At 41.5% G+C, this 24,819-nt stretch carries 18 protein-coding genes and 1 pseudogene; 9 read left to right on the top strand and 10 right to left on the bottom strand.

Translation table 11 applies throughout. The features are described from left to right. Positions 1 to 5: 5 nt before the first annotated feature. The 5 genes from B0X70_RS13765 to B0X70_RS13745 form a co-directional block, all read right to left on the bottom strand. Positions 6 to 4,397 carry a condensation domain-containing protein gene (locus B0X70_RS13765; protein WP_217469587.1) on the bottom strand — a complete coding sequence of 1,464 codons (4,392 nt, stop codon included), beginning with the start codon at positions 4,395 to 4,397 and terminating at the stop codon, positions 6 to 8. A 17-nt stretch (positions 4,398 to 4,414) separates the two neighbouring features. Next, positions 4,415 to 4,909 carry a hypothetical protein gene (locus B0X70_RS13760; RefSeq protein WP_036779744.1) on the bottom strand — a complete coding sequence of 165 codons (495 nt, stop codon included), beginning with the start codon at positions 4,907 to 4,909 and terminating at the stop codon, positions 4,415 to 4,417. Then, complete coding sequence (locus B0X70_RS13755) at positions 4,906 to 5,916, bottom strand: hypothetical protein (protein ID WP_217469586.1); 1,011 nt, start codon at positions 5,914 to 5,916, stop codon at positions 4,906 to 4,908. The genes B0X70_RS13760 and B0X70_RS13755 overlap by 4 nt, the downstream gene beginning before the upstream one ends. Before the next feature lie 525 nt (positions 5,917 to 6,441). Beyond that, a complete protein-coding gene (locus B0X70_RS13750) occupies positions 6,442 to 7,446 on the bottom strand; it encodes a hypothetical protein (protein WP_217469585.1) in 1,005 nt (334 codons plus the stop codon). Between the two features lie 4 nt (positions 7,447 to 7,450). Further along, positions 7,451 to 8,515, bottom strand: a complete 1,065-nt coding sequence (locus tag B0X70_RS13745; RefSeq protein ID WP_217469584.1) for a radical SAM protein — start codon at positions 8,513 to 8,515, stop codon at positions 7,451 to 7,453. A gap of 254 nt (positions 8,516 to 8,769) precedes the next feature. Here B0X70_RS13745 and B0X70_RS13740 point away from each other — a divergent pair, with 254 nt between their 5' ends. The 5 genes and pseudogenes from B0X70_RS13740 to B0X70_RS13720 all read left to right on the top strand — a co-directional run bounded on the left by B0X70_RS13740 (position 8,770) and on the right by B0X70_RS13720 (position 14,492). Next, a complete protein-coding gene (locus B0X70_RS13740; RefSeq protein ID WP_217469583.1) occupies positions 8,770 to 10,398 on the top strand; it encodes a (2,3-dihydroxybenzoyl)adenylate synthase in 1,629 nt (542 codons plus the stop codon). A 28-nt stretch (positions 10,399 to 10,426) separates the two neighbouring features. Continuing rightward, positions 10,427 to 11,047: pseudogene (locus B0X70_RS13735) on the top strand (isochorismatase family protein); the annotation flags it as partial. A 70-nt stretch (positions 11,048 to 11,117) separates the two neighbouring features. Beyond that, a complete protein-coding gene (dhbA, locus tag B0X70_RS13730) occupies positions 11,118 to 11,888 on the top strand; it encodes a 2,3-dihydro-2,3-dihydroxybenzoate dehydrogenase (RefSeq protein WP_036779753.1) in 771 nt (256 codons plus the stop codon). Positions 11,889 to 11,985: 97 nt separating this feature from the next. After that, complete coding sequence (locus tag B0X70_RS13725) at positions 11,986 to 12,438, top strand: DUF441 domain-containing protein (RefSeq protein ID WP_011146947.1); 453 nt, start codon at positions 11,986 to 11,988, stop codon at positions 12,436 to 12,438. Between the two features lie 5 nt (positions 12,439 to 12,443). Beyond that, complete coding sequence (locus tag B0X70_RS13720; RefSeq protein WP_217469581.1) at positions 12,444 to 14,492, top strand: tRNA(Met) cytidine acetyltransferase TmcA; 2,049 nt, start codon at positions 12,444 to 12,446, stop codon at positions 14,490 to 14,492. Here the strand turns inward: B0X70_RS13720 and B0X70_RS13715 are convergent. The 5 genes from B0X70_RS13715 to B0X70_RS13695 all read right to left on the bottom strand — a co-directional run bounded on the left by B0X70_RS13715 (position 14,443) and on the right by B0X70_RS13695 (position 17,677). Then, positions 14,443 to 14,631, bottom strand: coding sequence for a YpfN family protein (locus B0X70_RS13715; RefSeq protein ID WP_036779759.1), 189 nt, complete (start codon positions 14,629 to 14,631; stop codon positions 14,443 to 14,445). The genes B0X70_RS13720 and B0X70_RS13715 overlap by 50 nt on opposite strands. Then, complete coding sequence (locus B0X70_RS13710) at positions 14,631 to 15,293, bottom strand: M15 family metallopeptidase (protein WP_217471733.1); 663 nt, start codon at positions 15,291 to 15,293, stop codon at positions 14,631 to 14,633. Before B0X70_RS13710 ends, B0X70_RS13715 begins: the two co-directional genes overlap by 1 nt. 11 nt (positions 15,294 to 15,304) lie before the next feature. After that, on the bottom strand, positions 15,305 to 16,432 hold the full coding sequence (dapE, locus tag B0X70_RS13705; RefSeq protein ID WP_217469580.1) for a succinyl-diaminopimelate desuccinylase: 1,128 nt from the start codon (positions 16,430 to 16,432) through the stop codon (positions 15,305 to 15,307). A gap of 1 nt (position 16,433) precedes the next feature. Continuing rightward, positions 16,434 to 16,817, bottom strand: coding sequence for an ArsC family reductase (locus B0X70_RS13700; protein ID WP_046394792.1), 384 nt, complete (start codon positions 16,815 to 16,817; stop codon positions 16,434 to 16,436). A 224-nt stretch (positions 16,818 to 17,041) separates the two neighbouring features. Continuing rightward, a complete protein-coding gene (locus B0X70_RS13695; protein WP_011146941.1) occupies positions 17,042 to 17,677 on the bottom strand; it encodes a response regulator in 636 nt (211 codons plus the stop codon). Positions 17,678 to 18,269: 592 nt separating this feature from the next. Here B0X70_RS13695 and maeB point away from each other — a divergent pair. From maeB to B0X70_RS13675, 4 genes are all read left to right on the top strand, one after another. Next, on the top strand, positions 18,270 to 20,549 hold the full coding sequence (gene maeB / locus B0X70_RS13690) for an NADP-dependent oxaloacetate-decarboxylating malate dehydrogenase (RefSeq protein WP_110086442.1): 2,280 nt from the start codon (positions 18,270 to 18,272) through the stop codon (positions 20,547 to 20,549). A 98-nt stretch (positions 20,550 to 20,647) separates the two neighbouring features. Then, entirely contained in the window at positions 20,648 to 21,526 is an 879-nt protein-coding gene (locus B0X70_RS13685; protein WP_391529379.1) for a ChaN family lipoprotein, read from the top strand. A 277-nt stretch (positions 21,527 to 21,803) separates the two neighbouring features. After that, entirely contained in the window at positions 21,804 to 22,604 is an 801-nt protein-coding gene (locus tag B0X70_RS13680; protein ID WP_217469579.1) for an energy transducer TonB, read from the top strand. Positions 22,605 to 22,735: 131 nt separating this feature from the next. Further along, on the top strand, positions 22,736 to 24,793 hold the full coding sequence (locus tag B0X70_RS13675) for a S9 family peptidase (protein ID WP_110086456.1): 2,058 nt from the start codon (positions 22,736 to 22,738) through the stop codon (positions 24,791 to 24,793). The last annotated feature ends 26 nt before the right edge of the window (positions 24,794 to 24,819 follow it).

Raw genomic sequence — 24,819 nt, 5'->3', positions numbered from 1 at the left:
ACTTGTTATCGTTCCGTATCGCCAGGCATCAGGTCATGCTGAGTGCCCATGCAATCCAATAAATCAATCAAAAATAGCCCCATATCACTGATGATATCTTCTGAGAAAATATCATCATCGTATAGCCATTCCAGACCTATCCCGGTTGGTAAATTGATCAGTTCGAGCGCAATATCTCCTTTAGGTTTGAGTCCCTTGATTTTTTCCTTGGTGCAACGGGTTTCACCAAGATATAAACTGGTTTCAAATCCTATTTGAGAAGAAAAATAGTAGGTAATTTCCGGCAATTGCATACTGTGGTGGTGATGAAGGTGTTGTTTTAAATACGCCAGTGAGATATTGGAATGAGTATTCGCGTCTGCCAGAAAATCGCGGACATGCCGGGATACGTTAATCAACGAAGTTTCCGTGGTAACGTAGGGCAGCAGTAGTGTTGTTGCGAAGCTACCAACACTGTCAAACGATATGGGAGGAACGCGGTTGGCACAAGGAATACCGACGATAATCTCATCTTTATTGAGTAATGAATTAATAGTCATCAGAAATGCGCCAATCACAATATGTTCCAGAGTCACCGCGTATTTTTTCTGCGTGTTGGATAGTGAGGCAATTAATTGAGGAGACAACGGCATTGAATAACGTCGCCCCCGGCTCCTCTGATGAGCTTCTGATGTATCATTGCGCTGTCCGGCAGCCGAAAGTACATTGAACAATTTTTCTGTCCAAAAATTTAATGTTTCGTCTGACATGCGCTGATTGATGACATTAATACCTGTTTTCGTAGCGGCTTCAATTTTTGGTACATTATCGGCGTAAGCGGAAGATAATTTTTGCAGTACATGAGCAATCGACATCCCGTCACAAAATGCATGATGGAAATTTAATAAAAGGTAGTGCTCGTGCTCTGCTATTTTTAATAACTTAAAATATACCGGCGGATTATCTTGCAACGCCATCGGCTTAAATGCCATATCATTTAAGATCTTGCGTAATGAAATCTCAATATTAATGCCGGTAGCATGAGTTAAATCGATATATTCGAAAGGCAGATTCTCTTTGGCAGCAGGTGAGAAGGTTAAAGAGAGTTGCCCATCTGTTATGGTGACTCGTTGGCAGAGGGCAGGAAAATATTGCATGATATACAGCAAAGCGTAACGTAATTTCTTTAAATCAATCTCGCCGGTCAGATGATAATATAGCGGGATATTATGAGCGCCGGATCGATTAGAGATCGTATCGATAATCCAATAATATTGGTCGTGTTGCTCTGTCAGGCAAGTGCTATTTTTATCGGTTAAAACCGGTATTTGCCCTTGTTGAATGATAGATTGTAATAGATAACCTACTCTTGGGGCGTGATAGAAATCTTCCAGGTGGAGAGAACAATTAAAGCGTTGCTGGATCTTATTAATTAACAATAATGCTTTAAGCGAAGTACCGCCTGCGTCAAAGAAATTAGTCTCTTCATCAATAATGCTATCACTATCGCCAAAAACTTCCCGCCATAAAGTAAAAAATATTTCTCGTTTTTCCCCTTTAATTTGCGAAATATTGTCTTTTTTATTCAACTCCGACACTGGAGAAGCATCGTTGGATGCTGCTAGTTCGACAATAAAAGGTACTTGCAATTTTGGATAACATCCACGCAAGAATGAGACGATTTCGTGACGTGTAATTGAGTAGGAACCATCAGGTATAAATATATTAATATATTGGTACCCAGTCTCATTTTCTTTGATAGTTAAATGAATGTCATCAATATTAATCGCCGCTGTAAGTAATTTTTGCATTTCATCCAGATCGACACGTTTCCCGTCAATTTTACGCTCTTTATCCAGGCGGCCAATGAAATTTAAATTCCTTTGGTCATCGTAAAATCCACGGTCTCCGGTTAAATAATAGATTTCTCCATCGTTCAACTGTAAGAACTTACGTGAAGTTGACTGATTATCGTTAATATATCCAGTACAGATAGAATCGCCACGAATGCATATTTCTCCACTACTGCCACTAATGATCTTATCAGTTCCATATTCCCGAATAACGATAGTGGTATTTGCTAGCGCTTTACCAATGATATTGCCGGGTTGAAATTTATCATCTATGTTGTGACAGCTAGCTACAACGCAACATTCTGTTGGGCCGTAAGAATTAATTAGGGAAATACCACATCCTACTTTTTCCAACCAATGATGAATGGCTTTATCCATTGCCAGATCGCCACCGATAATTGTCATTCTAATCGAAGGGGCGAGTTCTTTAATCGCTGCATGTAGGAAAAAGACAATTTGATGCCAATAATTGGTAGGAAAGTTAACTATAGTGACTGATTGTGCGTGGCAAAATGAAAATAGCGCATCAAGCTCAACGATCATGTGATCGTCGGCAATCGCCAATGTAGCGCCTTGATAAAAACAGCCGAACACCTCTTCAATATAAGCATCAAAAACCGGGGTGCTGAAATTGAGAATAACGTCATCTTGTTTAATACCATACTGCGTTGTCATCGCAGCTAAATAAGCATAAAGCCCCTTAAATGTTATTGGTACTGCTTTCGGTGCGCCAGTGGTGCCTGAGGTAAAAAAGATATAGGCTTCGTCCTCTTGAGTCGCGGGACGTTTTATATCATTCCCCAGGAATATTTCAGAAGGGCGAGTCTCTATATCTTCAATAAAGAGAAGATGCGTATTATTAATACTGTTTATTTTTTCATGATAGCGTCGGGCAGTAATTAATAAAGAAATATTCAGGCCATCTAATATACTGTTAATTTCCTCTTGACTGAATGTCATATTGATTGGGACAAAACATAATCCCGCAGTATGGATTGATAATATAGATAATAATGACTCTACCCCTCTGGGTAATAATACAGCTACCCTTCGGTTTTGTAGCGGGCAGGATAGTAGTAGTTGACTGAAAGTTAATAATTTGTGGTAAAGTTCGTGATAATTAAGGCAATGCACACTGCTTATTTCTGCTTGATCCCCATAAATGACGGATTTTTTATCCGGCGATATTTCAACGATTTGTGCTATTCTGGCAAGAATACTCTCTTTGATCGGATGATGAGTGAAAATATTTTCTGGGTTCCACAGGACTGAGGTAATATTATCTATTGGTTTAATTTCTTTATATTTTTCCCAATATGTCTCGACCGTTTCATTAATATTTTCTGCAATAATGCTATAAATACGTAAATAATCGTCGATCAGAACATCAGCGGCAAAATGACTGTACAATCGGCTCCCCACATCCAATTCAACTAATGCTGATTTCTCATTAGGAGAAAACCGGATGTTAATACCATAATTATTGACTGCGCCGGAAGTCATACAACCGCGAATAGCGCGATTATCTTTCATGAGATCATGTTCAAGCTCATGCAGCAGATTAACATAAGGAGCGGCAGTGAATTGATCTGCTCGATTGATTGCCTCATCGTTTAAATCGTTTATATCAATACGGCTATGCTTGCTATGCAGACTCATTTGCGACTGCATTGCTACAAGGATCTGTTTTATTGTTGCCTGAGGAGTTAAAGAAACCATCAGAGGTAACGTGTTCATTGCCGGGCGATAATAACAGTATTCTCCTTTGTCGCGTCGGTTAGAGAAAGGTAAATTAATGATACTTGTTGATAAGCGACCTCGTTTGCTCATTTGCAGACATAAAGCCAGTATCATCATGAATTTATCATTAAAGGTAAAACTACCGTTGTTTGCAGTGAGCGGCCGGCTTACCTTAATTGCTTTTGAAGGAAATAGGCGTTTACGGGCGTAATCCTCTAATTTGGGCAGTTGGTTGAGATAATTATTCCAATACTCTTTGTTGTTGGCATAATGCGCGTTTGCTTTATATTTAACATCGTTAAGGTAAGCCTGATAGGTAAAAACAGGCGCTGATGTTGGGTGGAATGTTTGCCGTTCATAGCAAGACAAAACATCGTGAATCAACTGACCTATGCCCCAATAATCTGTGGCGATATGGTGAGCGATGATTCCCCAAAAACAGCACCCAACATCATTAAAGTAAAGATAATGTCTTATCGTCACCCCTTTTTCAGGCGCTAGCGGTTGAGTTGTTCTCTTTGCAAAATCAGCTTTTGCCGCTGGTTCTACTGCTGGATCTGACAGTTTTATTGGTATAACTTCGACCGGCGTAGCGCTTTTTTCCTGAAAAATATTGTGTTCGGCAATACGGTAACGTAAGGAAAAACCATCATTGAATTGATGAATGGTAATAATGGCCTGCTTCAATTTTGCCAGGCTAATATTATCACTGAAGCTGACGAATTCACCGACATTAAAGACAGATTTATCGTCAGCAACAGTATTAGCGATAGCTAAGCGGAGCTGTGTATAATTCAACGGCCAATGATTGTCACGGTATTCCATTATCTTGTGGCTCCACGCTATATTTTATCTTGCAACTCGCCTTTTATTTTTTCAAAAATAGATTCATCTATGCATAACCCAATATTACCTTCTGAGTTAAAGCAAATCAGAGGGCGTTTGCTTACACGTAGAATGAAATATTTATTTTTTCCCTTGTGATAGTATCCAGACGAATAATGGATGATATGTATACCATTACTGCGACTGAAATCTTCCAGGGAAACGCCTTCTTCCCGGCGTAATGAGGAAATAACCCATTCGTGTGAATATACCCCGGACTTCATCAATAATTTTTCTTCCTTGACCACGGCTTTATTTGATAACAGTTGATAGCCTACAAATAAGGCAATGATGACAAAGAGAGTCGTCGCGATACTTGCCGCCAGCTTATTGGGATTATTGTTACTGAGCCAGTATGGTACAGGCAGAAAAACTAAAGCGATCAGGACGAGCATAGCGACATTCATTAATATGACTTTGAAGTCTGGATTTAATCCCACGATATTATTCATGCTGCTGCCATTCCTAAAGATAATTCGGTAAAGAGATGAATCACTTCTTTGCGTTCTTCACGTGTTGCGGGCAGATTGATATAACCACACTTTTGCGCTGCAAACAGGCAAGCGGTGATCTCCCTTCTGACAGCTTCTTTGACCAGTGTATCGACCATTTCTTGGTTGTTATAGAGTCTGGCAAGATGAAGAGAAGCCGTGCCGGTTGAAAGGTCGCTATGATCAATTTTGGGTAAATAATTTGCCATACATACAGTAACCGCTGTTTGTACCGCCAGGCTTAAGTAGGCTACTACGTTAACTGCCGCCGCCGCATTCACTGCTGCGACAACTCGGGTGCCGACAGCCACGTTGACCGCAGCGACGACATTGGCCCCTACCGCAAGGCGAGCAATCTCAATACTGGTGTCATCTGCATGGTTTAAGGGTTCCAGAATTTCCTTCAGCCGGATAAGAGGAGGACTGTTTGTATCTTGGAGCTGGTAGGATTCGATGTTTTCTTTAAAATGTGCGAACAGGCTGGCATCTTGATTGAGATGGTGATTGATTCGGCTTCTCAGACTTGAGCCTCTTTCGTTTAAACCATAGGTTTTTAGGTGGGAAAAGAGGGCTTCATAGTCGTTGGTTTTTACCGCATTCATTAAGTCTTTATCATAAGTAATGAATAGCAGTAATTCTTCCGCGGAACCGGGGCTAACGATATCTTTGTCTATGCCAAATTCAGACAACACTTTTTCCGGCGACTCCCGGTATTCTAATGCCAAATTGGGCTGCTGCTGTAGGGTTTCCCAGAATCGGTTATAGGTGATGATCTCTTCCCAAACTTCAACCGGAAGTTTAGCGTTTGACATTGACAACCTTAGCTTATTTTCTTCAACCTCTCCCGGAGAGAGTAATGAACGTGGCACGCCAAAGAGGCGGTTACTATCAGTGCGAGCGTTAACGGTGGGTATAACACTGCCAATAGCTGCGCCGGCAGCCACGCCAATAAATGTACGTCTTTTCATAATTCATTCCTTTATAAGTTAACGGAATTCTTTTTTTATTGAGCGTTATATAAGATAAGATGTAACCTTTCCTTATTAAGTTTCTTCATTACTGAAATAATTATCTAACTGATATTTCTTACCTGCGATATTCATTGTGAGTATATATTATGATTACCATAACAGGATTTGGGTATCGTTCCTGATACTCAATGGAAAAATATTCAATAGGAAAACATGGAATAATTTACCCTCCGTTAAGTTAAAGGTCAGACGATACTAACTATTGGCTGGATGGTGACATTTTGCAATAGGTTAGTGGATTAAATTTATATTTTGAGCGTTTAGACTAAACATATTTTTTGACAAAAGGCACTTATTTAGAGTCCGATCACAAAATAGTAAATAAAAATATTCCTAAAGAAGAATAAGACCTTTCCTTGATTACCACCTCATTCAATAAAAATTTCCTAGCCGAAAAAGAGTTATTTTGGTGATATTCGTTAGTAATAACGTTAAAGTTTCGATTCGATCTTGTTGTATTTTTCATGTTGTCATCGTTTTTAAGGACAATTCAGTAAGAAGCAGCATGACTTCTTTGCGCTCTTCACGGGTCGTTGGCAAATTAATATAACCACATTTTTGTGCGGCAAACAGACAAGCAGTGATTTCTCTCTCGATTGTTTCTTTGACCAGTGTATCTACCATTTCTTGGTTATTATAGATTCTGGCAAGATGAATGGAGGCAGTATTGGCGGAAATCTCATTATAATTAATTTGAGGCTGATACTGCGCCACGCATTTTCCAGAGACCGAGACCGCTGTCAATATCAGGACATGTGCTATCACACTGGTTGTTGTTGATACATTGACGGAAGTAGAGGTGTGTGCGGTAACTACGGCCGCCATGTTAATGGTGGCTACGACACTTGCTCCTACCGCAAGATTAGTATCGTCTCCGTTGTTCAAAGGCTCCAAAATTTCTTTTAACCTGAGAAGAGGGGGAATATCTGCCTCTTTGAACTTATCTGGTACAATGTGTTCTTTAAAATGCGCGATCAGATTGGCGTCTTGATTAAGGTAGTGATTAATTCGGCTTCTCAGGCTTGATTTCCTTCTATTTAAGCCGTAGCTCTTTAGCCGGGAAAATAATTCTTCATAGTCGTTGGTTTTTACCGCATGCATTAACTCTTTGTCATAAGTGATGAATAACAGTAATTCCTCTGCGGAACCGGGGCTAACAATCTCTTTATCTATACCAAATTCATCCAGCACTTTTTCCGGTGATTCTCGATATGATAATGCCAAAGCCGGTTGCTGTTTTATCGTTTCCCAAAATCGGTTGTAGGTAATAAGCTCTTCCCAAACTTCAATGGGGAGTTTGGCGTTTGACATTGATAGCCTCAGCCTATTTTCTTCGACTTCTCCCGGAGAAAGTAGTGAACGTGGTACGCCGAAGAGACGGTTACTGTCAGAACGGGCGTTAACAGTGGGTATGATACTGCCAACGGCGGCTCCCGCCGCTACGCCAATAAATGTACGTCGTTTCATCAAGTTATTCCTCAGTTAAGTTAACGGCATTTTTCTCTGCTGAGTAGTAGATGAGATCCAGTCTTTCTTTAGCATTAAATTTCTTCATCACGGGAATGATTTCTTTGTGATAATTATCTAACAGATTCCGGCGTGTTCCTTCGTCTTTATGCAAATGAGCACAGGCTTGGCAGGGATGAACGATTTTTTCCAGATTAATGTTGCTATCCAGTGGGCGATATTTTTTTAGGATCTTGTATGGTCCTTCTGTCCTTAACCATACTTTCATAAAGTCTTCTTCCTGACCTTTAAAAAGTTGAGATACATCGCCTCCTTGTAAACGACCAAGTTTCATTTCGGGAATATGCTCTAATGTCAGCCCGCAACAAGCGGAAATTTCACCGTGTGGTGTTAGTACAATATTTTCAAAGACCTGATCGCACCCTTTTGCCAATTGCTGATCCCGGTTTGGCACATCTTTTCGTTCTTCACTGGTGTCATAGAACGGCATCCAGGTATTTCGTTGTAAATTAATCTTGTTTTGTTCTTTCAGGCGCTTAATAACCGGGTTCTGTGTGATTTGCGTTGCAATGGCAGAATCAGCGGTATCCTGTTCTACTGTAATCAGTGTTGTAATGTTTTGTTCGGCCAATGCTTCTGCTGCTGCAACTACGCTGTCAAGAGGAATCCATTCATTGTGATCTTTCCCGGTGCTGATGTTCATCTCTGTGATGCCGGCATTGAGTAAATCTTGGGCGATTTTTTTCGCTTTCTCTCTATTTTTCCCCCAATAACCATTAGTCACGCAACGGGTTAATAAGCCATGATCTGAGGCAAAACGAATAGCTTCAATCAGATCTTTACCCAGTAGGAAACATTCACCACCACTGAAAACGACGAGCTTTAGCCCCGGAAAATTCGCTTTTGAGTGTGTAATAAATTGTTTGATTTCATCCAGGCTTAAACGTGCTTTTACCGAGGGATTACATTCAAAACAACATTCTTTGCAAGCTGCATTGCAAGTATATGTTGTGATCACAGTGGCAGTATTCGGATATTGCTCCCAATACCCGGGAGGAAAGCATGACATAATTTACCCCTTTTAAATTAAAGGTTATACGCTACTAACTATTAGCAGTATGAGTTTATTTTGCAATATATTTAGTCATATAAATTTGTATTTTGAGCGCTTGCGCTAAGTATGACTTGTTACGAAATGTATTTATTTAGAGACGGCTCACAAAATAAGGATCGAAATATTTCTGGTTAAGGATAAAGTAAATATGTATAAACAGTAGTTGACGATTGTTTAAGGTATTGAATATTATTGTAAGGAATAAAATTATGTCTATTGAATTTACACATTGGCCGGTTGAATTAGCAGAGCATTATCGTGAAAAGGGTTATTGGCTTGGTAAACCCTTAACTGACATACTTTATAAACAGTGTCAGATACAACCTGAAGCTATTGCTATTATCTGTGGTGATCGTAAATTTAGTTATCATCAACTTGATCAACAATCCTCTGCATTAGCCACAAATCTCACTTTAGCGGGAATAAAGCGAGGTGATACTGCTATCGTACAATTACCAAATATAGCTGAATTTTATATTACGTTTTTTGCGCTCCTGAAAATGGGGGTAGTGCCTATTAATGCATTGTTTAGCCATAATAAATTGGAGTTACTTTCTTATGCACAGCAAATTGATCCAAGTTTGATTGTACTTTCGTCAGAACATTCACTTTTGCAGAATAATCATTTCCTGGAGCAATTAAAAATAGATTGTCCACGGCTCAGAAATATCGTCGTTAATGGTCGGAAAATACAATATAGCAATGAATTATATACCAATGAATTAAAGCCGTGGTTAGAGCCAACAAATTTACCTTTGAATTTTGAGACGACACGTTCAGATGAGGTCGCTTTTTTTCAACTTTCAGGTGGGAGTACAGGAACGCCTAAATTAATTCCAAGGACGCATGACGATTACTATTATAGCGTTAGACGCAGTGTTGAAATTTGTGAATTGACACAACAAACCCGTTATCTTTGTGCTTTGCCGGCGCAACATAATTATCCGTTGAGTTCTCCGGGAGCACTCGGCGTATTTTACGCTGGCGGTTGTGTCATATTAGCGACAGATCCTGGGCCTACGACCTGTTTTCCACTAATACGTGAACATCAAGTCACAATGACCTCACTGGTGCCATCGGCTGTTGCGTTATGGATTCAGGCGATTAGGAAATACGAATATTCACTGGAAAGTCTTCAACTATTACAAGTCAGTGGAGCAAAGTTAAGTGAAAGTGTGGCGCGAGTGATACCGAAACTTTTTTCATGTAAGTTGCAACAGATTTTTGGTATGGCCGAAGGGTTAGTATGTTATACCCGGCTTAATGACGATGATGAACGTATATTTACCACTCAGGGGCGTCCAATGAGTGAAGATGATGAGGTGCGTATCGTTGATGATAACGGCAATATACAAGCGCCGGGTTCAACGGGTATGTTAATCGTTCGTGGGCCATATACATTCCGGGGATATTATAAAAGCCCGGAGCACAATTCGAAAGTATTCGACAAAGAAGGTTTTTATTATTGCGGTGATTTAGCTTATATGACTAAAGAGGGTTATGTATGTATTATCGGTCGTGAGAAAGATCAAATTAATCGCGGCGGTGAAAAAATTGCTGCGGAAGAAATTGAATCTTTGCTACTCAAACATGAAGGTGTTATCCATAGTGCTTTAGTTGCGATGCCTGATCCTTTGTTGGGGGAAAAAAGTTGTGCTTTTATCGTGGCGGCTGATCCGAATATAACTGGGTTGCAACTGCGGAAATATTTAAGGGGGTTAGGAATTGCTGAGTATAAATTGCCTGATCGTTTCGAGATGATTGATGTTATGCCTGTTACACCGGTTGGCAAGATTAATAAACTATTATTAAGAAAACTCATTCGAGATAAATTATAAAATTAATTAATGACATGGAGGTATTGAGATGACCATTCCATTATTGAAAAATTATAGGCTACCTCAGCCGGAAGATTTTCCAGGCAATAAAGCCTCCTGGTTATTCGAACCCCATAAGGCAATTTTACTTATTCATGATATGCAGGACTATTTCTTGCAATTTTTCGGTAATAATAGCCCTTTAGTGAATAAATTAATTGAAAATATTCATTTGTTGAAATTATTTTGTAAAGAAAAAGAGATTCCCATTATATATACAGCACAACCTAAAGTACAAAGTGATGAAGAGCGCGCATTACTTAATGATATATGGGGAGCTGGCTTAAATAGATCACCACATTTACAGCATATTAGCCATGCTTTAGCCCCTAATAACGATGATATTGTGATAGTTAAGTGGCGTTATAGTGCATTTCAACGTTCTTCGTTGGAAAAAAATATAAAAGAGTTAGGGAGAGATCAATTAATTATTTGCGGAGTGTACGGACATATTGGTTGCATGATTACTGCGGTTGATGCATTCATGAGAGATATAAAGCCTTTTTTAGTGGGTGATGCAATAGCGGATTTTACGCTTGAAGATCATCTTATGGCTTTAAAATATGTTGCTGAAAAATCAGGAATGGTTATGAGTACGAAAGAAATAATTTCATCAGTAAATTTCGATAAATAGAATTTATAAAAAATGCGTAATAAATCGCTATCAAAGAAGAAATAATATGAAAAATAAACAAAATTTACAGATGGATTTTAGCCATAAAACCGTCTGGGTAACGGGAGCGGCACGTGGCATTGGTGAACAAATTGCCCGTGATTTTACCGCGCTTGGTGCTAACGTAATAGGTTTCGATCGCGTATTTGAGCAAGATGATTTGCCTTATCAATGTATACAACTCGATATCAGTGATCCAGAAAAGGTCGAAATGATTTGTTCCCAACAACTGTCTATCTCAGCCAAATTAGATATTTTGGTTAATGCTGCCGGTATATTGCAATTGGGAAATATTGATGAGCTAAATATTAGTGACTGGCATCGTTGTATTAATGTCAATGCTTCTGGGGCTTTTTATCTATTGCGTGCCGTGGTTCCCCATTTTAAACGTCAGCGCAGTGGCGCTATTATCAGCATCAGCTCTAATGCGGCACATGTTCCACGTATGCGAATGGCGGCTTATTGTGCATCAAAATCAGCACTGACAAGTTTAACGCATTGTGTTGGGTTAGAACTCGCGCCGTTTGGTATACGTTGTAATGTTGTATCGCCGGGTTCGACGGATACGCCTATGCAGCGTTCCATGTGGAAAACTGATGATGATGAAAAAAATATGATTAACGGGTATCCTGAGCAATATAAATTGGGTATTCCCCTTGGTAAGATTGCAAGCGTTAATGAAATTTCACATACCGTACTCTTCTTGTCTTCTGATTTGGCAAGCCATATAACGCTACAGGATATTGTGGTTGATGGTGGTGCGACGTTAGCTTGTTAATTGTTTGAATTAATACGAAAATACCCGTTGTTTCTGTAATATAAGGAAAAATTGCCCTCGCCTAATAGGATTAGGCTGTTGTAGGGTATTGAAATCTATGAGTCATCTCGATCCTACTTTACTGGTGCTGCTAGTGTTGGCAGCACTGGGCATCATCAGCCACAACATGACCGTCACTCTTGCAATGCTGCTTTTGCTGGTTATTCGCATAACGCCACTAAATCATTTTTTCCCGTGGGTGGAAAAATATGGGTTGACTATTGGTGTACTTATTTTGACTGTGGGAGTAATGGCGCCTATCGCCAGTGGAAAAATTACGGTACAGGCTGTCCTTAACTCGTTTATGAATTGGAAATCGTTACTCGCGATAGTGATAGGTGTATTAGTGTCATGGTTAGGTAGTCGCGGTGTTTCACTCATGTCTAATCAACCATCGACAGTTGCGGGTTTGTTGGTCGGGACGGTATTAGGCGTTGCCCTGTTTAAAGGTGTTCCTGTGGGGCCGCTGATTGCCGCGGGGATTTTGTCATTGTTGATTGGTAAATCATAGCCGTTATGTTGTCAGAACTGAGTGTGATACAGGCGGAAATGCAGCAGCAAGGGTTTCGTCGTTTGCTGGTGTTGAGCGGAGATTATCATTGGTGCTATTTACAGGCTAATGAGTTACAGCTGAGATCTACTGGTGATTGGTTATGGATCTCTCATCGTAAACAGAATGCTGTGTTGCCAGAAAAGGCGGTCAGTTTATTAGGTCAGGAATATCTGCACGGAATATTTGACGCTACCGAAGGTTTTAATGCGGAAGCTCTGGCGATATTAGCAGGCACATTGAAAGCTGGGAGTTGGTTGGTGATGATGGTTCCATCTTGGCGCCAATGGCGTCATCAACCAGATAAGGATAGCGCACGTTGGAACGAACAGTTAGATGCTATTCCAACGCCGTATTTTGTTCAGCATATTCAGCAGCAAATTGTTAGCGATTCCCAAGTTTTGCTCTGGCGGCAAAATGATCCCTTATGCATCCCTGAATTTCCACAGTACAGCGCGTGGCAACTGCCTGATGGCAACCCAACTGTCAGCCAACATGCCATTTTGGTTCGACTTTTGCGGGCAAATCGGGGGGTATGGGTCATTACTGCGCCAAGAGGGCGAGGTAAATCGACACTTGCTGGTATGTTAATGCAGCAATGGCAGGGAAATTGCTGGCTAACCGCACCAGCGAAGGCGACAACCGAAGTTATCAGGCGCTATGCGGGGGACAAGGGAAAATTCTGGGCCGTAGATAGTTTGCTCAAATATTGTAGACAAAATAGCGTATCAGATATTGATTGGTTGCTTATCGATGAAGCTGCTGCTATTCCAATGCCGCAATTATCTGAGTTGATCAGCTATTTTCCCCGAATATTGTTGACCACAACGGTACAAGGATATGAAGGTACCGGGCGCGGATTTTTACTTAAATTTTGTGCTGGGATTCCTGATAGCCATATTCTGAATCTAACGGCTCCTGTGCGTTGGGCGGAAAATGATCCGCTGGAAAACTGGTTGGAAAACGCTTTACTGTTTGAGGATGCCATTCCTGCCAATAATTCTAATCAGGCGATCAGTTATCACGTCTATCATCAGCAACAATGGATTAAACAGCCTGAATTACTGAGGCAGTTTTACGGCATATTAACCAGCGCTCACTACAAAACTTCACCTTTGGATTTACGGCGTTTATTCGATGCCAAAGGGATGCAATTTGTTGCCGCTCTTAGAAATAATGCCTTGATGGGGGCTTTATGGATGGTTGAAGAAGGTGGGTTGTCGCTTGAGTTAGCCCATGAAATATGGGCAGGCAGGCGTCGTCCAAGGGGAAATCTGGTTGCGCAATCGTTAGCTGCCCATAGCGGTTTACCACAGGCGGCGGTTTTGAAATCTCAACGGATCAGCCGGGTTGCTGTACAGGCTAATAATCGCAGACAGGGTATTGCTCAGGGAATGATCGCGTATCAACGGGAAAGGGCAGAAAAACAAGGCGTGGATTTTATTTCCGTTAGCTTTGGTTATACCGCAGAGCTATGGGCATTGTGGCAGAAATCTGGTTTCCAATTAGTGCGAATGGGAACTCATCTGGAAGCCAGTAGCGGTTGTTATACGGCAATGGCTATTTTTCCCCTGAGTGAACAGGGAATTGTTCTGGGGATTCAAGCTCAGCAACAGCTTGCTCGCGATGCACATTGGCTAGAATCCCAGATTGGATTTAGCTTGCCTGTTGATTACCAGACTGACCATCATCTCAATCGGCATGATTGGCAGGAACTATCAGGTTTTGCATTTGCTCACCGGCCATTTTCCGCTTCATTGCCGGCCGTGCAACGATTGTTGCTGAATAGTGATTTGCCGTTGGTTGCGCTGAGAAATCATCTCCAGCAGGAAATGAGTGTTGAGCAATGTGTCTCTGTATTGAGGTTGAGTGGTTACAAAGCATTAGTGCAACTCTGGCGGCGAGAAACCGCACAGGCGTTGTTAAGTCTCGATGAGAAACTTGCCAGAGACTGGCAAGAGTGGACTACGGCTTTTTCTGTGGCCAATCATCTTCATCATCCCACTTGTTATTGAGATCCCGATGAGGAGGCAGCTCCGGTTTGTTGTCCAGAAACTTTTTTACATCCAGGCGACGTAACTCTTTAATGGCATTGAGAAGAACGCCAACCAATAAAATTAAAATAATCCACCAGTAATCGGCTAACCATTGCATTAGGTTATCTCCTGCTCAACGTGGAGGTAATTTTCAAATATATAAGGTAGGTTAGCCGATAACCAGTCAATACCTGCGATGTCATGCTGTTGCCATACATCCAGCAATATTTGTTGAGTCAGCAATTTTTTTAATTGTTTGGCTAATGGTTGGTAGCTGATATGCCACGGTTCATAAGCGATGCCGCTATTGTGACCGACAAAGGGACGGTAAAAACCGAAATGGGCCATATTCTCGGTTAACCAGTGAGTTAATGGTTCGAAATAACCGCCATTTTCATATTCCCAAGGCTCAAGTAATAACTTCTGGTTATCCGGTAGCATTGTTGGATCATAAATATCCAGCTCTGTTCCCCAGTGATGGCGGCTACCACCGGGCAAGGCGGACCAACGAAGAATTGCCTTACAGCGTTCTCCTTCTGATAACTGGGTGATATCCATTGGTTGGCTGTTTTCATCCAACACCGGGCGTTCACCACGAAATTTTCCATTCCAGATAGCTTGCTGACGCTGAAAATCACGGAACGTGCTGGCAGGTTGCAGATTAATGCCGGCCTTTTTAGCGGCTTGTTGTATGGCAAGAAAAGCATTGGCGGCTTCTGGTTGTAATCGGTGATTGCCGGAGAGAGAAATCAAGTGACCAGTAGCCAGGCCGGTTAACATATTTGCTGTGATCACTGGATTAGCTGCTCCATAACGCGTTGATAAATCCGGCTGAGTTGTTGCAGATCGGCGGCGCTAACAGACTCATTAACTTTATGAATTGTTGAATTGAGTGGTCCCAGTTCGACAACTTGAGCGCCCATCTGAGCAATAAATCGCCCATCTGATGTACCACCACTGGTAGATAATTCAGGTTGATAGCCGCAATATTGGTCTATTGCCTGTATGACAGCATTGACTAATTCACCTTTGGCCGTCAGAAAGGGCTGGCCTGCCAGTATCCACTCAATTGTATAATTCAGGTTATGATTTTTTAGGATAGTTTCAACTTGTTCACGAATTTGGCTATCAGTCAGTTCTGTACTGAAACGGAAATTGAATTGAACTTGCGCATTCCCGGGGATCACATTATGGCTGCCTGTTCCTGCGTGAATATTGGCAATTTGCATACTGGTCGCCGGGAAAAATTCGTTTCCTTCATCCCAGTGCGTATTGACCAGTGTCTGTAAAGCAGGAAGGACACGGTGTATTGGGTTATCAGCTAAATGCGGATAGGCAACGTGGCCTTGAATACCGTGGACGGTGAGATTCGCAGTCAGGGAACCGCGACGGCCATTTTTCACCATATCGCCAAGGCGATGCTGGCTAGAAGGCTCGCCGATCAGGCAATAATCTAATCGTTCATTGCGGGACATCAACGCTTCAACCACTTTAACGGTGCCGTGGGTGGCTTTTGCTTCCTCGTCTGAAGTAATAAGAAAGGCCAGACGACCATTATGGTTGGGGTGGGCGGCAATAAAACGTTCAGCAGCGACAATCATAGCCGCTAATGAGCCTTTCATATCTGCCGCTCCCCGGCCATACAACATGCCATTACGGATAGTTGGCTCAAATGGGGGATATTCCCACTGAGATTCATCGCCCGCCGGGACGACATCAGTGTGTCCGGCAAAGGCTAACGTCGGGCCTGCGCCGCGATAGGCCCAAAAATTGTTTGTATCGCCAAAGGGCATCCGTTCAACGGTAAAGCCAATTGCTTGCAAGTGGGCGATCATAATATCTTGGCAACCTCTATCGTCCGGGCTGACAGAGGGTTGCTTGATGAGTTGTTGTGCAAGTTCAATTACAGGACAAGTCATTTCAGAGTGCCTCAGCAAAAAATTGCTGATATTCATCCACTTTATAGCCTAATAGGCAATCACCTTTTGCAGAAATTAATAGTGGACGTTTGATAATAGCGGGTTGTTCCAACATCAACGCTTTTGCCGCGTCAGCATTATTAATTGTCGCTCGTTGTTGATCGGTCAGTTTACGCCAAGTTGTACCGCGGGTGTTAATCAATGATTCCCAACCAAGTTTGTCAATAAATGACTGCAAAAGTGTTGCACTTAATCCATCAACACGATAGTCATGAAACAGGTAAGTAATTTTCTGCTCTTCCAGCCAACGACGGGCTTTTTTTATCGTGTCACAATTCTTAATCCCATAGAGAGTAAAAGCGGGTTGAGAAGATTTATCCAACATCATTTAACAGATCCTTAAAGAAAATTTAAATACCTAAACATAATGCTGGAAAATGCTAGTTTTATCCAGATGATATCCTGATTTTTATTGCCGGAGATACCAAAGCAGGAGACTCAATTTTGTTGGCTGGTTTCATAGGAGGTATTTGCCGCATAACATTTCTACATAACGACGATAAGAGCCGATCCTCGGTAATAAGCTCAAGGATCGGTTCGGGAGAAGTATTAGGCTACTCCATTTTTCCTATGTTGCAAATACATGATTGTTGCAGCCAGGCGGGAACGTACATTCAGTTTTTTTAACAAGTTTCTGATGTGTACCTTCACGGTCTCTTCAGAAATAAATAAGACATCAGCAACTTCCTTATTAGTCATGCCACTGGAAACTTCTTTTAATACATCTAACTCACGTTTAGTCAATTCAGATAAAGGATCAACATGTTTATGACGGTTAGCGAGATGTTGGTATATTTTTTCGCTAAATACAGTTTGTCCACGAGCAGCGTGGCGAATACTGCTTAATAACGAATCTAAATCGCTATCTTTAAGTAAGTAGCCATTGGCTCCAGCGTCAATAGCGGCGTAAACATCATTTCGATCATCTGAAACGGATAATACCAGTACATAGGAATTGATCCCTTTTCTACGGATAGATTTAATTGTGTCCACGCCTGAAAGACCATTCATATTGAGATCTATCATAATGACATCAGGTTTCAGCTTGCATGCAATATTTATTGCTTCTTCACCATTGTCAGCTTCTGCTGTCACGGTAAGCGCTCGATCGAGCTCTACAATCTGTTTCAAGCCATGGCGAATGAGAGGGTGGTCATCAACTATCATCACTGAATGGTTATACATTTTCCTTCTCCCTTAATAAGTAAAGCCACGAAATGCAGACTTTGAATTTGATTAAAAGGCAGTAATGAATGGGTCTGCCATAAATTAAATTGCTATGAAAAAATTTTACCAAAACCGATTGATTTACAGAATTGATAGCTCTGTAAGTCCAGAAAGCACATCCTGATATAAAAATATAAATAGCGCAAATTAGTTTGATAAGTAAAAAAAGAAGATGAGTAATTTTCACAAAAAACACATAACTTCCTGACTTAAAATGATGTTAAAAATCAATAAATTAAATTTGTGATTATTAGATTTGTTTTCTTTTATAAAATTTATTTTAATTGAATTTATATTGAGAGTTTTTTTATGTGATAATTATTGTCGTTATTATAATTTTAGTGATATTGTATGAATGATAATGTTTCTCTCTTTATTTTCCTATATAAAGTAGGGTCGTTAGTGGATAACTTGGGTAGTGTTTTTTATGAGCAAATAAAGTGCTACTTTATTGATAAGGCGCTGTCAATGTTATGATTTGACACACAGTACCTATTATACTGCTCCCGCTCTTACTCCAGATTGTAGATTGTATATAAAGGATCCGACGATGGATGAAAAATTAAAACAGAGTGCATTGGATTTTCACCAGTTTCCACAACCAGGGAAAATCACGATTACTCCGACTAAGCCCCTGACAACTCAGCGAGATTTAGCCTTAGCTTATTCACCAGGTGTTGCTGCGCCTTGCCTGGAAATTGCAGAAGATCCATTAGCGGCTTACAAATATACGGCGCGTGGCAATCTTGTGGCGGTGATATCTAATGGTAGCGCGGTCTTAGGATTGGGGAATATTGGCGCACTGGCAGGTAAGCCAGTGATGGAAGGAAAAGGTGTCCTGTTTAAAAAATTCTCAGGTATTGATGTATTTGATATTGAAGTCGATGAGTCTGATCCTGATAAGTTGATTGATATCATTGCGGCGCTGGAGCCGACATTTGGGGGAATTAACCTCGAAGATATTAAAGCACCGGAGTGTTTCTATATTGAGAAAAAACTTCGGGAAAAAATGAACATTCCGGTATTCCATGATGACCAGCATGGTACAGCGATAATTTGTACCGCTGCTGTTTTGAATGGCTTGCGGATTATGAAAAAAGAGATTTCAGCGGTTCGCTTAGTTGTTTCTGGCGCCGGTGCTGCCTCAATTGCCTGTATGAATTTACTGGTTGCGCTTGGGTTGCAACGCAAAAATATTGTGGTATGCGATTCTAAAGGGGTGATTTATCGCGGTCGCGATAAAAATATGGAAGAGACTAAAGCTGCTTATGCGATTGAAGACAATGGCAGCCGCACATTAAGTGATGTTATCCCTGGTGCGGATATTTTCCTTGGATGTTCCGGCCCTGGCGTGTTGACTCAGGACATGGTGAAAACGATGGCCAAAGATCCACTCATCATGGCATTAGCAAACCCTGAACCGGAAATTTTGCCGCCATTGGCGAAACAAGTTCGCCCTGACGCCATCATTTGTACTGGCCGTTCTGATTATCCGAATCAGGTTAATAATGTGCTCTGTTTCCCGTTTATTTTCCGTGGCGCGCTGGATGTTGGCGCAACAACCATTAATGAGGAGATGAAGCTTGCTTGTGTTCATGCGATTGCTGATTTGGCGCTGGCGGAACAGAGTGAAGAAGTGGCTTCTGCTTATGATGATCAGGATCTGTTTTTTGGTCCGGAATATATTATTCCTAAACCATTTGATCCACGCCTGATTGTGAAAATTGCCCCGGCAGTTGCCAAAGCCGCAATGGATTCCGGCGTGGCAACCCGTCCGATTAAAGACTTTGGCGCATATATTGAGAAGCTAAATGAGTTTGTCTATAAAACAAACTTGTTTATGAAACCTATTTTTTCTCAGGCTAAGAAAGCGAAAAAACGTATCGTTTTGGCCGAAGGGGAAGAAGTACGTGTATTGCATGCGACTCAGGAATTGATCTCTCTTGGGCTGGCTTACCCAATTCTAATTGGTCGCCCTAGTGTTATCGAAATGCGTATTCAGAAACTGGGATTGCATATTGAAGCGGGTAAAGACTTTGAAGTCGTTAATAATGAGAATGATCCGCGCTTCAAAAAATACTGGCAGGAATACCATAATATTATGAAACGTCGAGGTGTTTCTGCTGAACAAGCTCGCCGGGCGGTTATCGGTAATCCAACCCTGATTGGGGCGATTATGGTGCTGCGTGGTGAAGCTGATGGTCTGATTTGTGGTACCGTTGGCAGTTACAGTGAACATTACGAGGTTGTGAGAAACGTATTTGGTTTCCGTGATGGGGTTCATACTGCCGGTGCAATGAATGCACTGATGTTGCCAAGCGGTAATACTTTTATTGCGGATACTTATGTCAATAATGATCCAACGCCTGAGCAATTGGCCGAGATTACCCTTATGGCGGCAGAAACTATCCGCCGTTTCGGTATCGAACCAAAAGTTGCGCTGCTTTCTCATTCAAGTTTTGGTTCCACTGATTGCCTCTCAGCACGGAAAATGCGTCAGACGCTGGAGTTGGTGAATAAAATGTCACCTTCACTTGAAATTGATGGTGAAATGCACGGTGATGCTGCATTGGTTGAAAGTATTCGCCGTGACATCATGCCAGATAGCCCATTGAAAGGAGCTGCCAATCTGTTAATTATGCCGAATATGGAATCTGCCCGTATCAGTTATAACTTGCTACGTGTCACCAGTTCTGAAGGCGTTACCGTTGGCCCAGTTCTGATGGGGGTTTCCAAACCGGTACACATTCTGACGCCAATTTCTTCTGTACGCCGTATCGTCAATATGGTCGCTCTGGCGGCAGTTGAAGCGCAAACTCATCCGCTGTAACACCTACTGCCCCTGTTTCCTGTACGAGCAGGGGCTGTTTGTTGTAAACGATTCTTATCATCTATATGATGCGCAAAACATTAATATGGATAATGGACATGATAAAATTTCTCACGACTGTAAAATCTTTTCTGATTATCTGTGGTTTACTGATCTTATCTGGATGTGTATCTGTACAACAAAAACCAACTCTCCAAACGCTTTCACCGGAACTAACTCAGCAAGGGGCTATTATCGATCTTAAAACAGGTCACGCCCTGACCCCTAATGAATTGCTCAATCGATTGGCGCCACATCAGCGGATAGTGGTGGGTGAAAAACATGATAATCCATATCATCATCAGATAGAGCTTTGGCTGGTTCAGCAACTTCCGCTCAAAAGAGAGCAGGGTTCGGTTCTGTTAGAGATGATTAACCCTGATCAGCAGCAAAAAGTGAATAAAGTTAAGAGTTGGTTGCAAACTAAGCCTATTGTACGTGAAAGCCGTATAAAAGAGCTTCTTACATGGCGAGAGGGGTGGCCGTGGGAGTTGTATGGCGGATTGGTCATGGAGCTGATATCTCAGCCTTATCCGTTGCTGTCTGCAAACTTGGATCGCAGTGAAATTAAAGCGGCTTACAGTAACCCTCCGCTCCTCCAGGGGAATATTTCTGTTGCTGAAAATGTTAAAGCGCAGATTAAAGCGGTGATTGAAGATGTCCACGGTGGTGAAATAACGGAACAACAGTTATCTGCCATGACAACTATTCAGCAAATGCGGGATCGCAGAATGGCGGAACAGTTACTTAAAGCGCCGGTTCCCGCCACATTGATTGCGGGTGGATACCATGCAACGAAAGTAATGGGTGTTCCTCTGCATGTTAAAGAGCTATCGCCCCAAGAGGATCTTGTTGTGTTGATCATCGCTGAGAAAAGCAATGTACTGGATGACCAATATGCTGATTATGTCTGGTATACACCAGTAAAGAAACCATAGATATTTTAAACAAATATCCCCGTTATCTTTCCAGTTGTCTCTTTGTTGGCTGCACTCGCTCACCCCGGTCACATAGTTAGCTATGCTCCCGGGGATTCACTCCTTTGCCGTCGCGATACATCTTGAAATCCATAGGGTATAGTGGTCTTTTCCCTTATATAAAGGGCTTTGGCACAAGGATGTGCTCAAGTTAACGATACATGTAAAAATAATTTTCATTAGCATATGAAATTAATTATCATTACTAAATGATAATTAAAATTATGCGCTATCATCCATGTTGACGCTGACACACCCGGCCTTTCAAACGGGTCATTTTAAAAAAGGGCTCGTTTCTGCTATTGCTGCTCATCTCATTTTGGCTGGCTGGATTATCTACCAGCCAGAAGAAATTGCCGTTGATGAACTGATGCCACCGCCGGCGGTGATGATGGAGCTTTCATTGTTGACAGAAGCGACGCATCAGGTACAAAAACAACCTATTGGTCTTGAACAGCAACTTTCTGTTGCCAGCCGACAGCAGGAAAGTGAGGTTAATGAGATTAAAACGCCTGAGCTTATGAAAGATGAACAGGCGCAGATTCTGGTGCATAAACCTAAAAAGCAGAAAAAGCGCCATGAAGAGATTAAAAAGACACCACTGGTGAAGCACCAGCAGGTAGAAGAACAAGAGAGTGAAAAATCTCAAAGTAGTGCTGCTATGGTAAGCAGTACTGCCACTTCCACTAATCTGACTTCGCGGGTTGCCGCTGCTTATGACAGTGATTCAAAGGCGGTTGCTGATGCGGATGCGCTATGGCGAGCGGAAGTTATCGGGCATTTAAATCGATATAAACGTTATCCAGAGGATGCACAGAGAAGAAACCGCACCGGTCGGCCTACAGTCAGATTCACGATTGATAAACAGGGCTATGTTACTCACAGTGACTTAGTTCGTCGTTCCGGAACCCATTCTTTAGACAGGGAAGCGAAGCAAGTTCTGGCAAGGGCGCAGCCGTTGCCAGCTCCCCCCAATACCGTTTTAAACGGTAATGAAATTACGATAGAACTTCCGATTGATTTTAGTTTAGTTAATTAATACTTTTGAACGATTTAAGGACAGCATATATGTTAAGGCAGCAAGCGCGATTTGCCCTGAAAACTAAAGGGCTGTTATTGATATTTTTATTGAGCGGCTGGTTGAATTCTGCCGCCGCAGAGGAAGAAATTATGCCACCAAAGGCGATGAAGCAACCACACCATATAACTATTCACGATGATACTCGTATAGATGATTATTACTGGATGCGGGATGATACTCGTAAGGATCAAAAAGTTATTGATTATCTGACCGCCGAAAATAAATATACCGAACAGGTGTTAAAACCCGGTGAACAGTTGCGGGATACGTTATACGAAGAAATGGTTGGCAGGATGAAACAGGATGATCAATCAGTACCCTATACTTATAATGGGTATATTTATCGGACAACTTATGAAACTGGCAAAGATTTCCCGATTTATCAGCGTAAACCTGCTGATGGCTCATCAGATTGGCAGGTGCTGGTCGATGGTAATGAGAGAGCCAAAGGGCATGAATATTATCAATTGAGTAATTTTGCGATTACTCCAGATAATAAACGTATTGCGATTGCTGAAGATACGCAGGGGCGCCGTAATTATCAGATCTCTTTTAAAGATATTGCTGACAAACAGTGGAATAACGATGTAATAAACAATACTTCTGGTAATATTGTTTGGGCGAATGATAACAATACGTTGTTTTATGTGCGCAAGCATTCACAAACATTGTTGCCATATCAGGTATTTCGTCATCAATATGGTACTAATACCAGCGAAGATCAGAAGATATATCAGGAAGAAGATGAGCGTTTTTATTTAGGCATATCTAAAAGCACTTCCCGTGATTATATTATGTTGTCGATAACCAGTAATTCGACTTCTGAATATTTGCTGATTGATGCAAACAAACCACAAGCGGAACTGCAACTCTTTTCTCCTCGTAAGGAAGGCCGAGAGTATTATATTGACCATTTCCGCGATCATTTCTACATCCGTTCAAATCATGAAAATGAAACCTATGGGCTTTATCAGACGGACGCCATCAATACGCCGTGGAAAATAGTCATTGCTCCGCAGCAGGATAGTGATCTTGAAGATTTCGATCTGTTTAATGACTGGTTAGTCGTACAGGAACGAACAAAAGGATTACCGACAATTCGTCAGATTAATTGGCAGACACAGCAAGAAAAACAGATTAAGTTCGATGATCCAAGTTATATGGCATGGATTGATTACAACCCTGAACCCGATACTGATTTTGTCCGTTATGGTTATTCATCCATGACGACACCAAGCTCAACATTCCAATGGAATATGAAAACAGGTGAGCGGGAATTACTTAAGCAGCAAGAAGTAAAAGGTTTCGATAAACATCATTATGAGAGCCAGCGTATTTGGGTGAAGGCTCGTGATGGCGTTGAAGTTCCTGTCTCTCTGGTTTATCGAAAATCACTGTTTAAAAAAGGCCAAAACCCGATATTAATATATGGTTATGGGGCTTATGGTATCAGCATGGACCCTTCATTTAGCTCACCGCGATTGAGTTTATTAGATCGGGGCTTTGTTTACGCATTAGTACATGTACGTGGTGGCGGAGAACTGGGTAAGAAATGGTATCTACAGGGTAAGGTCGAAAATAAAATGAATAGTTTTAATGACTTTATCGATGTGACTAAGGCACTGATTGCTCAGAAATATGGTGACAGTAAACGTGTTTATGCGATGGGAGGGAGTGCTGGTGGTTTGCTGATGGGCGCTGTGATTAATCAGGCACCGGAATTATATCGCGGCGTGGTTGCTCAAGTTCCCTTTGTTGATGCCGTGACAACCATGCTTGATCCTTCTATTCCTCTGACAGTAGGAGAATATGAGGAGTGGGGTAATCCTGAAAATAAAGAGGATTATTCCCGGATTAAATCATATAGTCCGTATGACAATATAAAACACCAACGTTATCCAAATTTATTGGTGACGAGTGGATTTTATGATTCCCAAGTGCAATATTGGGAGCCGACTAAATGGGTGGCAAAATTACGGGATATGAAGGAAGGTAACTCTATTTTATTATTAGAAACCAATATGAGCGCCGGGCATGGTGGTAAATCAGGCCGATTTAATCGATTAAAAGATACTGCAATGGATTACAGTTTTATTTTGATGCTGGATGACGCTAAAAAGTATTTTCCGCAATTAAAAGATAACTGAAATAAATTATAAATAATATAAATTTG

Source organism: Photorhabdus akhurstii (genome assembly GCF_019090985.1).
GTDB lineage: Bacteria > Pseudomonadota > Gammaproteobacteria > Enterobacterales > Enterobacteriaceae > Photorhabdus > Photorhabdus akhurstii.
This window is presented reverse-complemented; position numbering and strand designations above follow the sequence as displayed.

Coding starts and splice junctions, on each gene's coding strand:
- dapE (WP_217469580.1), bottom strand. CDS start 16,432: ATGACTTGTCCTGTAATTGAACTTGCACAACAACTCATCAAGCAACCC.
- B0X70_RS13740 (WP_217469583.1), top strand. CDS start 8,770: ATGTCTATTGAATTTACACATTGGCCGGTTGAATTAGCAGAGCATTAT.
- B0X70_RS13710 (WP_217471733.1), bottom strand. CDS start 15,293: ATGTTAACCGGCCTGGCTACTGGTCACTTGATTTCTCTCTCCGGCAAT.
- B0X70_RS13675 (WP_110086456.1), top strand. CDS start 22,736: ATGCCACCAAAGGCGATGAAGCAACCACACCATATAACTATTCACGAT.
- B0X70_RS13745 (WP_217469584.1), bottom strand. CDS start 8,515: ATGTCATGCTTTCCTCCCGGGTATTGGGAGCAATATCCGAATACTGCC.
- B0X70_RS13755 (WP_217469586.1), bottom strand. CDS start 5,916: ATGAAAAGACGTACATTTATTGGCGTGGCTGCCGGCGCAGCTATTGGC.
- maeB (WP_110086442.1), top strand. CDS start 18,270: ATGGATGAAAAATTAAAACAGAGTGCATTGGATTTTCACCAGTTTCCA.
- B0X70_RS13680 (WP_217469579.1), top strand. CDS start 21,804: ATGTTGACGCTGACACACCCGGCCTTTCAAACGGGTCATTTTAAAAAA.
- B0X70_RS13695 (WP_011146941.1), bottom strand. CDS start 17,677: ATGTATAACCATTCAGTGATGATAGTTGATGACCACCCTCTCATTCGC.
- B0X70_RS13760 (WP_036779744.1), bottom strand. CDS start 4,909: ATGAATAATATCGTGGGATTAAATCCAGACTTCAAAGTCATATTAATG.
- B0X70_RS13750 (WP_217469585.1), bottom strand. CDS start 7,446: ATGAAACGACGTACATTTATTGGCGTAGCGGCGGGAGCCGCCGTTGGC.
- B0X70_RS13685 (WP_391529379.1), top strand. CDS start 20,648: ATGATAAAATTTCTCACGACTGTAAAATCTTTTCTGATTATCTGTGGT.
- B0X70_RS13765 (WP_217469587.1), bottom strand. CDS start 4,397: ATGGAATACCGTGACAATCATTGGCCGTTGAATTATACACAGCTCCGC.
- B0X70_RS13700 (WP_046394792.1), bottom strand. CDS start 16,817: ATGTTGGATAAATCTTCTCAACCCGCTTTTACTCTCTATGGGATTAAG.
- B0X70_RS13715 (WP_036779759.1), bottom strand. CDS start 14,631: ATGCAATGGTTAGCCGATTACTGGTGGATTATTTTAATTTTATTGGTT.
- B0X70_RS13720 (WP_217469581.1), top strand. CDS start 12,444: ATGTTGTCAGAACTGAGTGTGATACAGGCGGAAATGCAGCAGCAAGGG.
- dhbA (WP_036779753.1), top strand. CDS start 11,118: ATGAAAAATAAACAAAATTTACAGATGGATTTTAGCCATAAAACCGTC.
- B0X70_RS13725 (WP_011146947.1), top strand. CDS start 11,986: ATGAGTCATCTCGATCCTACTTTACTGGTGCTGCTAGTGTTGGCAGCA.